Source organism: Vibrio lamellibrachiae, from assembly GCF_050337265.1.
GTDB lineage: Bacteria > Pseudomonadota > Gammaproteobacteria > Enterobacterales > Vibrionaceae > Vibrio > Vibrio kyushuensis.
Genome location: NZ_JAKJSU010000007.1, coordinates 64,341 through 77,952 on the forward strand (window position 1 = coordinate 64,341; position 13,612 = coordinate 77,952).

General features: G+C 41.6%; 8 protein-coding genes and 2 pseudogenes. 7 read left to right on the forward strand and 3 right to left on the reverse strand.

The window, feature by feature from the left end; genetic code table 11:
- Positions 1-2: 2 nt before the first annotated feature.
- The 3 genes and pseudogenes from L4C54_RS11645 to tssH form a co-directional block, all read right to left on the reverse strand.
- A pseudogene (locus tag L4C54_RS11645) lies at positions 3-161 on the reverse strand (helix-turn-helix domain-containing protein); the annotation flags it as partial.
- A 173-nt stretch (positions 162-334) separates the two neighbouring features.
- A pseudogene (locus L4C54_RS11650) lies at positions 335-1,700 on the reverse strand (sigma-54 interaction domain-containing protein); the annotation flags it as partial.
- Positions 1,687-4,398 carry a type VI secretion system ATPase TssH gene (gene tssH / locus L4C54_RS11655; protein WP_428808321.1) on the reverse strand — a complete coding sequence of 904 codons (2,712 nt, stop codon included), beginning with the start codon at positions 4,396-4,398 and terminating at the stop codon, positions 1,687-1,689. The gene tssH and the pseudogene L4C54_RS11650, both read right to left, overlap by 14 nt.
- A 468-nt stretch (positions 4,399-4,866) precedes the next feature.
- Between tssH and L4C54_RS11660 the strand changes: the two genes are divergently transcribed.
- The 7 genes from L4C54_RS11660 (at position 4,867) to L4C54_RS11690 (ending at position 13,611) form a co-directional block, all read left to right on the forward strand.
- Complete coding sequence (locus tag L4C54_RS11660; RefSeq protein WP_428808322.1) at positions 4,867-5,385, forward strand: Hcp family type VI secretion system effector; 519 nt, start codon at positions 4,867-4,869, stop codon at positions 5,383-5,385.
- Positions 5,386-5,502: 117 nt separating this feature from the next.
- The gene (locus L4C54_RS11665; RefSeq protein ID WP_428808323.1) at positions 5,503-7,581 is read left to right on the forward strand and encodes a type VI secretion system Vgr family protein; all 2,079 of its coding nucleotides are present in this window, start codon (positions 5,503-5,505) and stop codon (positions 7,579-7,581) included.
- 41 nt (positions 7,582-7,622) lie between these two features.
- Positions 7,623-8,108: a hypothetical protein gene (locus L4C54_RS11670; RefSeq protein ID WP_428808324.1), complete on the forward strand. Its 486-nt coding sequence runs from the start codon at positions 7,623-7,625 to the stop codon at positions 8,106-8,108.
- Positions 8,109-8,132: 24 nt separating this feature from the next.
- Entirely contained in the window at positions 8,133-9,452 is a 1,320-nt protein-coding gene (locus L4C54_RS11675; protein ID WP_428808325.1) for a hypothetical protein, read from the forward strand.
- Positions 9,433-10,404 carry a DUF2169 family type VI secretion system accessory protein gene (locus tag L4C54_RS11680; RefSeq protein ID WP_428808326.1) on the forward strand — a complete coding sequence of 324 codons (972 nt, stop codon included), beginning with the start codon at positions 9,433-9,435 and terminating at the stop codon, positions 10,402-10,404. The genes L4C54_RS11675 and L4C54_RS11680 overlap by 20 nt, the downstream gene beginning before the upstream one ends.
- A gap of 18 nt (positions 10,405-10,422) precedes the next feature.
- Entirely contained in the window at positions 10,423-11,388 is a 966-nt protein-coding gene (locus tag L4C54_RS11685; RefSeq protein ID WP_428808327.1) for a hypothetical protein, read from the forward strand.
- 231 nt (positions 11,389-11,619) lie between these two features.
- Positions 11,620-13,611, forward strand: coding sequence for a serine/threonine protein kinase (locus L4C54_RS11690; RefSeq protein ID WP_428808574.1), 1,992 nt, complete (start codon positions 11,620-11,622; stop codon positions 13,609-13,611).
- Position 13,612 lies beyond the last annotated feature (1 nt).

Below are 13,612 nucleotides of genomic sequence, written 5' to 3' on the forward strand. Positions count from 1 at the left end.
TACTAGTCCACTGCATTTATCTCGTATTTACGCATCTTATGGTTAAGCGTGCTAAGCGGAAGGGAGAGTTGTTCTGCGGCTTTTTTAGTATGCCAATTACACGCGGTTAAGCAGTCGAGTATTACATTCTTTTCATATTGCCCAACGGTCTCTTTCAGCCCTGCATTTTTAATATTATTCGCTCTGCTTTTCCCCGTAGTGATTGATTTAACTTGAACTGAATCACCAATGCTGGCGTTATGAAGCTCTTGATGGGTTGTAGTCGACTGTATTCCATCGGTAGAAAAGCCGGAGTTCGTGTTATTGTTTAGAAACTCTCTACATCCAAACTCACTGTCTCCAAACTCAATAGCGGAAATGATTTCTAAATCTGAGAGTAACAAAGAGCGTTCTACAATGTTCTTTAACTCACGAACATTACCTGGGTAAGGGTAGTCGAGTAACTCTTTTCTTACTTTTGCCGTAAACCCTGGTGCTTGTGAAAGCCCTAAGCTTAGTGCACTTTGAGAAATGAAATGTTCGGCCAAAGGTAGAATGTCGTCTTCTCTTTCTCTAAGTGGTGGCAAGGTAATAGGGAAGACGTTTAATCGATAGAACAAATCGGCACGAAAACTTCCGTCTTTGATCTTTTGAGTCAGGTTACAGTGAGTTGCGGCAATCACGCGTACATCAATGTCTATCTCTTTGTTCGCGCCAATTGGCCTGAGTTTACGTTCTTGCAAAACACGCAGAAGCTTTGCTTGCAGCAGCAAAGGCATATCCCCGATTTCATCAAGAAATAGAGTACCACCGTTCGCTGCTTCAAATAAGCCGACCTTGTCTCTGTCTGCGCCAGTAAATGATCCTTTTTTATGCCCAAACAATTCAGATTCCAAAAGCTGTTCTGGAATGGCCGCACAGTTTTGAACGATTAAGGCTTTATCAGCGCGATTGGAGTTGTCATGAATGTACTTCGCTATGACTTCTTTACCCGATCCTGTCTCTCCTCGAAGTAGGACATCAACAGGCAGTGAAAGAACCCGGTCTAACCGTTGTAAAACATCGGTCATCGCTTTGCTTTCTGCTATCGGCCCTTGGTGTTTTTTTGTTGTGCGTTTTTTTAGCTGTGAGTTTTCCCGTGCTAACGCTTGATTGTCGGCAGTTAAGTTTTTGATCACTTGCCCGTACTCTTCTAACCAAACCGCTTGGCGAATTGAACTTGCGGCCATTCGGCAAAACTCGGTTAGGGCAGTTTCGTTATCAATAACATTGAGATCAAGCAGCACCAATAGCCCAATGGTTTTGCCTGTGCAGTCGATTAAAGGCCATGCGAGTAGGTTAGTACTTTTCACCCCTAAGATCGTTTCACATTGATAAATGCTCTCACAATCGTATCCGTTGTACTGGTAAAGATCGTTCAGCAGTACCACTTCACCATTATGAACGGCGAAATTAAAGGGGTCGTTTTCACTTGCGCTATCAAGTGCTAACGGTTTCCACGGGTGTGACGTTAATACCTTTTCATTATGGTGAACTGTACTCGGTATTAACGCTTCTCCAGTTTGGTCTAACACATAGATAATGCCGTGTTTTGAGAAGGTCATTTGCCGAGCGGCAGTGAGTACCGCTTCAAAGGTTTGAGCAAGCTGACTGCGATCAGACAGTGACTGACTGATCGCGAGTAATGCATTGCTAAGTTCGTTATGACTAGCTGAACGCATAGCTTAATGTTCCCTGCTCATCAACAGACACGTTGATTTGACTGTGGCTTTCGTCTTTATCGTGTACCAATAGTTGAGTTGACAACTGTGGAAGGAGTTGACGGTTAATCACAGCATCAATATTTCGTGCACCTGTTTCAGCGAGTCGACAGTTACCCAATACAAACTCTACCAAAGCATCATCGTAATTGAGTACTAGCTTATGATTACTCTCAAGACGCTGAGACACCTTAGACAGTTTATGGTGAATGATCTCAGTCATTGCTTGATCATTCAAAGGTACAAACGGGAGCACTGACATACGTGCCAATAACGCAGGTTTGAAATGATTGTTAAGCGTTGGTCGAATCGCTTCTGCAATCACGCCGGTATCAAGCTCTTTAGACTGATTCACTAAAGATTCAATTTCGTGCGTTGCAAGGTTACTGGTCATAATGATGAGTGTGTTTTTGAAATCAATAGTACGACCTTCACCGTCATTAAGTGTACCTTTATCAAATACTTGGTAGAACAAGTTTAATACTTCAGGGTCGGCTTTTTCCACTTCATCAAGCAATACCACGGAATAAGGGCGTTGACGTACTGCTTCGGTTAGCATACCGCCTTCGCCATAACCCACATAACCCGGAGGAGAGCCAATTAGGCGTGATACTGTGTGCTTCTCTTGGAATTCAGACATGTTAATGGTAGTCATAAAGCGTTCACCACCAAACAATTGATCCGCAATCGCACGAGCCGCTTCTGTTTTACCAACACCGCTTGGGCCAACTAATAAGAAAACACCCGTTGGCGCATCAGGGTTGCCTAAGCCCGCTTTTGCAGTCTGAATACCTTCTGATAATGCATGCATTGCAAACTCTTGGCCTTTGATGCTTTCCGTCAGGCTATCTTTTAGTCTTAACGTGGTTGCGGCTTCATCCTGAAGGACTTTACCCATTGGAATTCCTGTCCAATCTGCAATAACGTGGCTTACTTCATCAGGGCCAACCTCAAAGTGCACAAGCGGGTTGTCTTGGCGAATTGCGTCTAGCTGCTCTTGGCAAGCCGCGATAGCAATGCGGACCGACTCTTCATCCAGTTCAGAATAAGGTGATGCTTCGGTTTCGGTATCGTCGATCAAGTCAACATCTGAATCTTTTTCATTGGCGTTTTCAGTCGACTTTTGCGTATCAGCATACTCGTCACCTGAGACCAATTGATGTAATCGCGCACGCAACGCGATCATGTCATCGATTTGAATTTTCTCTTCCTGCCACTGCTTTTCTAGAATGGAAAGTTCACTTTTTGTTTGTTCCATTGCAGAGATAAGATCAGGAATAGTGGCTACGCTGTGCTTGTCACCCGTTTGCTGAAGCTCATCACGTTGAAGTGCTTTTAATTCACGATCTTGAGCGGCTAACTGCTGTTGAAGGGTTTCAACAGACGCAGGAACAGCATTTAAGCTAATATTGACACGTGCACACGCAGTATCAAGAACATCGATCGCTTTATCAGGGAGTTGACGTCCTGAAATATAACGGGCAGAAAGCATGGCTGCGGTCGTAATCGCGTCATCACGTACATAAACCTTGTGTGATTTTTCGTACACTGGCCGTAGGCCTCGGATGATAAGAGCGGCTTGTTCTGGTGAGGGTTCATCAAGTTTCACTAACTGGAATCGGCGAGCAAGCGCAGGATCTTTTTCAAAATACTTTTTGTATTCTGACCACGTTGTTGCGGCTATAGTTTTCACTTCACCACGAGCTAACGCAGGCTTAAGCAGGTTTGCTGCATCACTACCGCCGGCTTGATTACCACCTCCAACAAGTGTGTGAGCTTCATCTATAAAGAGGATGATCGGAGTCGGAGAATTTTTTACTTCTTCGAGCACGCCATTTAAGCGCTTTTCAAATTCACCTTTTACACTCGCCCCTGCTTGTAATAAGCCCATGTCTAAGCCGTAGAGTTCAACACCCTTTAGGTTATCTGGCACTTCACCTTGAACGATTTTTAGTGCTAGCCCCTCAACAACGGCTGTTTTACCAACGCCAGGTTCACCAACAGCAATAGGGTTGTTTTTACGACGACGGGCTAAAATATCAACGATCTGCCTGATTTCTTTATCGCGACAAAACACCGGGTCAATTTCACCGTTACGAGCTTTACCAGTAAAGTCTGTAGTGAACTGGCTAAGTGCCGAACCTTCTTCTCTTGCTTCAGTCTTTTCTGATGACGCGACTTGGTTTTCAATAGAGTGGCTTGTCAACTCTGAGAAGTTTCGTTTCAAGCTATCAGGGTTAATCGCTTCCAATATCGATGCGTAACCGTGTTGTCCATATCGTAATGGGTTACTTACAAGAGTAAGTAGCAGTGAACCTGAACGGATACTTACTTGAGAGAGATCTAAAGAAGAAACCAACCAGCTTTCTTGCAACCACTCGATGAGTAGTGATGAAAATACGGGTTTACTTCCACTACCTTTAATGGATGTATCTAACGTGGATCGGATTGATTGTCTTAAAAGATTTTCAGAGCAGTCGAAATGATTTAATACCACGTCAAAATCACTATTTGGGCGTTCAAGTAGGCTAAGCAAATAGTGTTCAATTTGTACTTCATTAGCATGTTCTGAAACGGCTAAAGCTGCAGCATCTTCTAATGCGATCTTAGCGATAGGGTGGAGACGTTGAATTAGCGAGGATAGGTTAATGTTTATCATTGTATTTTTTGTTTATTAGTAAAGGAAATTATGACCATTATACTAAAAAATGGTTGTGTTCATTATTTTGTAGATATTATGACTACTTAATCGTAGTTGTTTTTTATATTTCTATTGTCGGTATATATAATTTAACACTTAGTTTTCCTGTTGTTTTAACTATAGCGTTAGTTATTATGCTCTTAATATTAGTTAAAACGATGTTTTCTTCATTTTTATATTTGGTTGTTATGACTTTATTTAGTCTTACTAATAAATTAATATCGATTTCAATAAATTGTTTTACTCAACAATTTATTGTATTTAATAAATTGAATTAACAACGCTGATATGTGTAAGTCATTGATTAACCATTGATTAACCATTGATTTAAATGTTGGCATGTCAATTGCTGTAGTGAGGTTAGATCGCGGTGATAAGCGGTTTGGTGAATTAACTAAACAAAACTTAATATAAAAGGAACTACACATGCCAACTCCAGCATATATGTCAATTACGGGTGAGTCTCAAGGCGAAATTACTAAAGATGCATACTCTGCAGATTCTGTAGGTAATGCATGGCAAGAAGCGCATATCGATGAATTCATGGTACAAGAGATCGATCACGTAATTACTATTCCACGTGACCCTCAAAGTGGTCAGCCTACAGGTCAACGTGTACATAAGCCTGTTGTTGTAACTAAGCAGCAGGATTGCTGTTCTCCACTACTGTTTAACGCATTAGTGTCTGGCGAGAAACTACCAGAGTGTCAAATTCGTTTCTACCGTACGTCGGTACAGGGTAAGCAAGAGCATTACTACACAATCAAATTGATTGATGCACTTCTAGTTGATATGGAAACTCGCATGGCGCATTGCCAAGACCTTGCTACAGCTGACCGTGTAACTGAAGAAGTTCTTAAGTTTACATACCGTGCTATTGAAGTAACACACGAAGTATGTGGTAAAGGTGGTAACGACGACTGGCGTACACCACGCGAAGCTTAATTGTTCGCATAGATTTATGGGCCAGCTTTTTAGTTGGCCCTATTGTTGTTCTAGTATTCGCGAATTGCGTTATTACTAGGTCAATCTACTAATGATTATTTGCATCAGGTAAAAGATATGGTTAATGACGTTGAATTTAAATTTGAAGTACCAGGATCTGGTCATGAGTTTCGAGTTGAAAGCTTTCAGGTCATTGAAGAGTTGTCAAAACCATTCCAGGTGAGTCTTTCATTACTTTCACTTGATTCTGATATCACTTTTGATTCATTAATTCGTCAACCTGGCACGCTTGACATATTTGGTCAAGGTACTGGGAAAGCGCGGGTGTTCAACGGAATCGTTAACGAAGTTCGCTATTTAGGTCAGGGCAGACGCTTCGCCCGTTACCAACTAGTATTAGTTCCTGAAGTTTGGTTTTTAAGTCAGCGACAAGACTGCCGTATCTTTCAGCGCAAAACCGCCCCTGAAATTATTGCGGAAGTGCTTGATGACGCAAAAGTCACTAACTACAGAATGGAACTGTCGGGTAGTTATGCTTCCAAAGAGTACGTTCTTCAATACCGAGAAACGGACTTACACTTCGTACAGCGTTTGATGGCTGAACATGGCCTTTGGTACTACTTTGATCATTCTGGCTCTAATCACTCAATGGTAATTGTAGATAGCTGTGATGCGGTTGAAGAATTGAGCTCAACGCCACTCAACTCATCATATATCGGCCCAGTCACGTACCATTCAGACGGCGGTGGCGTAGCTGACCGGGAGCACATATTCGATCTAGAACTCGTAAACCGAGTTAAGACAGGCCATGTTACGTACACTGACTACAACTACGAGCACCCTAACATTCCTCAAAAAATGGAAAGCCAAGGCGAACTTGATCAAGATCTGAAATTGTTTGATTACCCTGGGCGTTATGTTGATCCCAATGTAGGCCAAATTAGGGCAGAAGAGTGGCTCTCTGATCATTTGGCGGATAATCAACAGATTAATGCTTCTAGTGATGTTATGCGGTTAGCGACTGGCTATGGCTTCTTTATCGGGGAACATCCGCGTAGCAATATTAATCGTGATTACTTAATACTTGCCATTACCCATAGTGGTCAGGATCCTCAAGTTCACGAAGATGAATCAAACGGTTTACCGACAACGTACAGCAACCAGTTTGTGTGTATTCCTAGAGACGTTGAATTTAAAGCACCTAAACTACCTGCTCCTGTTGTCGATGGGCCTCAAACAGCGGTAGTAGTAGGGCCGTCAGGTGAAGAGATTTATACCGACAGCTTGGGTCGTATTAAAGTCCAATTTCACTGGGATCGTTATGGAGACTCGGATGAACACTCCAGTTGTTGGATACGAGTAAGTCAATCAATGGCTGCACCTACATGGGGAGCAGTGTACCTCCCGCGTATTGGTCATGAAGTCGTGGTTACTTTCCTTGAAGGAGATCCTGACAGACCACTGGTAACCGGCGCTGTTTATCATGGGTTACATTTCCCTCCGTATTCTTTACCTGAGAACAAAACAAGAACCACATTTAGAACCCAAACACATAAGGGCTCAGGGTTTAACGAATTAAGTTTTGAAGACGAAGCGAATCAAGAAGAAGTCTACATTCACGCTCAAAAAGACATGTCGACAAAAGTGCTCAACGATCGCTTTAGAGACATAGGGCAAGACGAATTTTTAAAAGTACATCGCCACCAAACAAATGAAGTCCATGGCGATCACAAAGAAACGATAGAAGGCCATAAGACGACGACGGTCAACAGTACTTTTACTGAGACCGTAGAGCAGGATGTTTCCGTTACCTACAACGCGAACGAAACTCAATATGTTAAGAATAATACGTCTTTAGATATTGGTGATAATCGAACAACTGTGATCGGAAAAAATGATGACCTGGATGTTGGTCAGAACAGCAATCTAGTTGTTGGAGGCTCTCGAAGCGCCGATGTTAGTAATGACGATAATCAAACCGTAGGTGGTAATTTAACGGTATCGGTAGATAAGAATATTTCCTATAAATCGGATGCGTCAACGCAAGTGATTAGCTCAGATAACATTATTCTAAAAACAGGGGCATCGTCGTTATCGATGAGCAGCGATGGAACCATCAATTTGTCTGGCGTTTCGATCACGATTGAAGGGAGTACAAAAGTCATTGTTAAAGGCGCAGATGTCGCAATTAATTAACGAGACTTATCTCGTTAACGTCAAATAAGTAAGTTATTAATATGAAAAAGAAAACGACGTTGTTCCACAGTTTCGAGTCGTACCAGCAAGCCGAACCTATGGCTTGCTTTTCTCGTTTCGGAAATATTACTGAAATAAACAAAACATTGAATGATGTAAAAGTAGATTTTGAAGGCAACAAGCTTGGCGTACCCGTTACCGCAAGATTAGGCCGATCCTTTCATAAATCGGAACTGCAATTAGCCATTGATAATCAGTTAAGTTGCCGAATTGAATTTTTAAACAATGATTTTAACCTACCTATTTTAACCGACATTATGTTTTCAATATTGGACGATTCTGATGAGTTGACCATTAGAGCGAATAAGTTGGTGTTTGAAGCAAAAAGTGAATTGATCGTAAGAAGCGGTGAGACAGAAACTCGATACAGTGGACGTGATGGGCGTGTAACAACAAAAGGAAAATATGTAACCTCACAAGCTGAAAAAGCAAATAAGATTCAGGGTGGAACGGTTTCAATTAATTAACCTATCAAGATAGAAAGCATCACAATGAGACAACGGATCACAGTACAACAACTGCATTCACCAATCGCCGACAGTGATTTACTAACGGCCAATGAATTGGTTGAACAAGGCATCGCCAAACTGAATGAACTGCCCGATAAGTGGGTAGAGTTTTGCCAAGAAAAAGCAGATACAGCGGTTGAGTCGGTAACGTTTCTATTGAAGCAGTTGCGAATAAAGCATGAACTTGGGTTTCCAAGTCAAAGCTGTGCGTACATTACCCTCATAGAAAATAAATTAAGCAAATTCAAAGATGTATTCATTGCCTATTATAAACTTGCACCTGGACTGCTTTATTCGCTTAAAAATACATCACCAGAAACTTATGTCTGGCTGATGTTAGATAAAGCGTTTTCTAACGATCGAACATTATTATTGTCAGCGTTGAATGAAGTATCAAAACTAGATAATGAATTAGCGACTTTGCTGGTGTCTGGGTCATATCATCAGCACCTAGATACAGTATTGGCGGAGCTTATTGAAGGTAATTCATCTATAAAACAACAATGTTTTGACTGGCTTACTTTACGCCAATCTGTAAGCAACTCATTACTAAAGCATTGGTACCAATCAAAAACATTTTCTGATGTTGTATTACTTCCACAATTTATACTAGCCGGGAATCTTGAAAATAGAGATTTGTTAGAAGACCTCGTGGTAGGTGATGAGCTTCTGTTTGAGCGTTTACTTGGTAGAGACGATCGCAATACGTGGTTCCGAAAAACGTTAGGTCCGTCATTACAAGGCCTTACTTCAGATAACGCACGTACGTTTGCCAACCTACTAGAGATTAACGAGCTTAGCGCTTTTAACGTGAACTCAATTTTAGCGCCTGTTCAGCTTGCGCTTGGTGGTAATGTTCACGATGTCGAAGCAGCAATCCCTCATATGTTGCATCTTGAAGATGATGAGGGTGAACCTTGGCTTTACGCTTTATACATTATTTATGGTGATGCACTGCCAGTGATGCCTTCCCAACTTGGAATAGGTTATGAATGGGAAGACGTGCTTAACTCGTTGGCTGAGTGGTTCAACGAAGGGCGCCATCTATTCAATAAACCCTCGAGGTTAGGGAGACCAATTAGCAGCGAATCTACACTCGATGTAATGCTCAATAATAGTATACCCGCTGAGTTTAGGTTGTGGATGTGGCGATCTCTCTGTTTACGCTCACGCAGTTACTTCCCTTGGAACCCTTATATGTCGGCTCACCAGCAGCAAACATTGTTCAACAAATATAAAAGTAATCATATGGCAGTCAAACGTTTCAATACAGGAGTAGATAATGCAATTGTGGGATATTGAATCGACGACAGAACTCGCTATCAAAGGTTGTTTTCAACGTGATGAAGCGGGCAACGAAGTATGGGTTGTGACTGCAAAACGCGCCTGGCGTTGGATAGAGGGACAATGGGTAGAATCAGGAGACGCCGATGTGTTAAATACCCCCCATTATGTCGATGAAGTAGGTCAATCCGCGATGATTTGTGATCACGATTTTCATCTAGATAAACTCAATACGGATGTCATTGTTAAAGGAAAAGCGCGTGCTTATGCAAAAAAACCAGTGACCTATCTTGAGTGTCGATTGCTAATCGACGGACATATCGATAAAACTCTGGCTATTACTGGTGAAAGAAAGTGGGTAGAACATGCTCGTGCTCTAACGATGACAAAGGCACAGCCATTTACAGAGAAAGAAATTGATTACTCACAAGCGTTTGGTGGCGATGAACGTAATCGTTTGGGACGAGGTGTAGGAAGCAGTCAAGAGCTATCGGCGCAGATAGTCCCGAGTGTATTTTATTTGAAGGAAGAGTCGTTATTGGCGGGCATTAAAACGCGTGTTGCTGGGTTTGGTCCGCTTCCACCTTTTTTCTCTTCCCGTTATGAATACGCAGGGACGTTTGATGAAAGGTGGGGAGAAGAGCGTAGGCCACTGTTACCCTTAGATTTTGACCGTCGATATTATCAATCAGCCCCTTTTGATCAGCAGTGTAATGGCCACTTAGAAGGGGGAGAAAGGATGATGCTAAGTGGATTTTGTCACGATGATACGATTAGCTTTCGCACCCCCAAAGAAAAATATTTAGCGTGCGCAAAATTCGATGATGAACAACATCGCAAGATGCCCATTAGTACCATTTTTGTTGATACAGAAAGTAAAGAAATAACAATCAGTTATTCGGCAACGTTCCCGTGTCAGGGAAAAGAACACCTTCTTGTTCGAACGTTAGTCGAACAGACAAGAATTTGAGTTATATGAGCAGTGTTTATGAAAAATAATAATGAGCGATACGTACTTGGTGCTGATGTAATGACATCGACTGGTATGAATATCGATATTGCATTATCAGTCGCTAAGGCTGATTTAGGCTTGTTTAATCAAAAAGTATCGAGCAAGAATTCGTCGCGTATCTCGTACGCGAACATTGAGTACCTAGAAGCCACTAAGTACGAAGATAAGTGTGCAGAGATGGCGGAGGTACTCATCGAATCATTGTTAACTAAGTTACCCAAACCACTTAAGCCGATTCCGTTATATATTTCGATTTCTAAACAGCTATCGCCTCATGAGTTCAAAGATAAGTTGGAACTGTTAGAATCTAACCGCTGGATTTCACACATAACTGTTGTTCAGGATACGGGAATTCGTTTTTTTGAGCAGTCTTTAGAAGCACTGAATAAATGCGATGCATTAATGAGTATCGCCATTGATTCTATGCATGAACAATTAGACGCACTGTTAGATGATAATCTGGTATTAAGTGATCAAAACCCGTGGGGAGTTATACCAAGTGAAGGGGCTGCAGGGGTGATATTAACTAAGCGAAATATCATAGATACACTAAAACTCGTTCCGCAAGCATCCTTTGGTCAACTATTTAGTGAACACGATACAAGCGACAGACGTTCCATGATGCGATTAATTAGACGTGCCAGTAAGCAAGTATCAGGATTTGGTCGAGTTTATTCTGATATGACGAATATGAGAAAAGATACCGAAGATTATGGTTTTGCATTAGGGGCAAGGGCTGAAAAGTTTATAAATCCACAGCGACCTTTTTTAATTAACGATCTATGGGGGACAATGGGTAACGCATCAGTTTACGCACTCATCGCAACTTTTATTCGTGAGCAAAATTCCGAAGAACAAGCCTCGTTACTCTTTTTTGATCACAAAGGGGACCGAGGACTGATTACGATGCAAAAAAACACAATACATAAAATCGGATCCTAACGGATTCTCTGCACTATTATTTCTGACCATTATTATATGGTATTGAATTTTTAAGTATTACTACACCCACTATAAATTGGACCGTCAAACAGTGTATTAATTTCGGCATTCCTACCGTGTTAGTCACTGAATTAATAGCCATAATGTTTGTTTCAATTTGCACTGTTGTATATCAATGTGTTGAGTAATTACTATGCGTCTTAAATGATCGTAGTAGGTAAAGAGTACACAGTGTCCGAGAAGCAAATAACATCGAATGGGCTTATTGACCAATTAGTTGTAAAAGCGATTGAAAAAAGAAAATTACAGCAGAAACGAGTAGCGGAAAGTAATAAACCGAGCTTGGAGTATGTCCTATTTTCTGAATTTGAAATACTCGAAACACTGCCGTCTAAAAATGGTAAAACGACGGTCTACCACCTAGCGAATAAAGCGGAACCCGAAAAACAGGTTTGTTGCAAAGTCACTAATCAAGACGTTTTAGAATACGCGAAAGATATGTTGATTAACGAAGCGAGTCGGCTTGAGATATCTCAACATCCAAGTGTTGCAGAGTTTATTAAAGTAGGCACTGAATTTGACCGTCCTTACTTAATGTATGAGTGGATAAAGGGTGAAAGTCTTGCAGACAAAATGGCTCGCTATACCGGGCAGGGTTTTAGGCATGATCACATCGCATGGCTTGTTTATCAACTCGCAGGCGCATTGGAATACATGCATACAAGAGGTATTTGTCATTTAGACATTAAACCTTCAAACATACTAGTTAGTGATTCAGATACGGTTAAGTTGATTGATTTTGGCGCTTCTCGTTACGTGGACGAAGTGGAAGAGTATGCCGAAGCGAGCCTGAAATATGCTTCTCCTTTATATTTAAAATCTGGAACAGCAAAACCACAAGATGATGTTTATTCGTTAGCGTTGCTCACTGGACATTTATTCCTAGGCGCTATTTTTGGTGATGGGTGGCTAAATCAACTCAATCGTCGCCGTCGACCTAAATCAATTCCGAAGTATGTTTGGGCCTTGTTAAAAAAAATCATCGACGCTCCGCGTGATCATGGATTTACAGCGATCTCATTTGCACAAGAGCTTGCTAAAATTGACTTACGTACCATCGATGTCGGCGGTAACGCACCTATTTTCAAGAACTTAATCAATGCCGATCTCGTCCTAACACATCGAAGCGCTTTTGATCGCTTTGCCATTGGTCGCTTTAAGTATTTAGAGGCGACCTTAGTAGCGAGTGTCATGCTTTTGGTAGGGAATCATGTCTACCAATCTAGCCAACCAGAGTGGAAAAGCATTGTTAAATCGAATGTACCGTCTGAAGAAGGCATTGGCTCTGTTAAACCTGCACAGACGGCGGCTTTCTTAGGACAAGCCCCTTGGGCTATACAAACCGCACTCGATGATATGTCGAATGATGTTGTTTCGATTGCGCCTTATAGAGAAGCCTATCAAATACAACAATTAAAACTCGCAAGAAACTATAAAGATAATTTTCATGTTGTAGAGAAACAGCATGAACTATCGAGCGCCTTAGTACCTTCATTAAGTGAGATACGTAAAGAACTGGTCTCACTTCGCGAGTTTCTAGCCAATGATGGTTATTTATTTCCGACAACCGAACACTCGTTGACTAATGCGATGAATAAACTCAATAACGTTACTATTACTGCTCAAGATGTAGCGAACCATACGGGTGGAATTAATGACACGTTGGTAACTGCCATTCTCGAAGGAAAGAGTGAAGACGTTGATTCGTACATTAAAGGGATGTGGCAAAGCAGCCAAGCTAACTCGTATTTCTATAGCCAAGTCCTTCCTCAAACTTTGTTGAATCAACTAAACAGTATTGTTGATAAAAATGCAAAAAATCACTATTACACCCAAGCCATCTCTGACCTGAAAGCCGCTACACAATTCTTCGGTAATACACCGGAACTTAACGCGAAAATAAGAGAGTTAAAAGTAGCACGCAGCGAGTACATCTTATTCAGCACCGTGACCGAGCGTGCCATCTTTGATCCACAAAAGCTGACGTTTTCACTTAATGAATTAGAGCGCAACGCCCCTAAAAAGTTTGGGGAAGTGAGTGATTTACTTGATCGAATGGCTAATGAAGCAATAAATAACAGTTACCAAAAATCTAAGCCAGCCAATGGTGCGGTAGCGATACAAAGAGCTATCCAAAACCATAGTAAAAAGGAGCGTAGTTAGG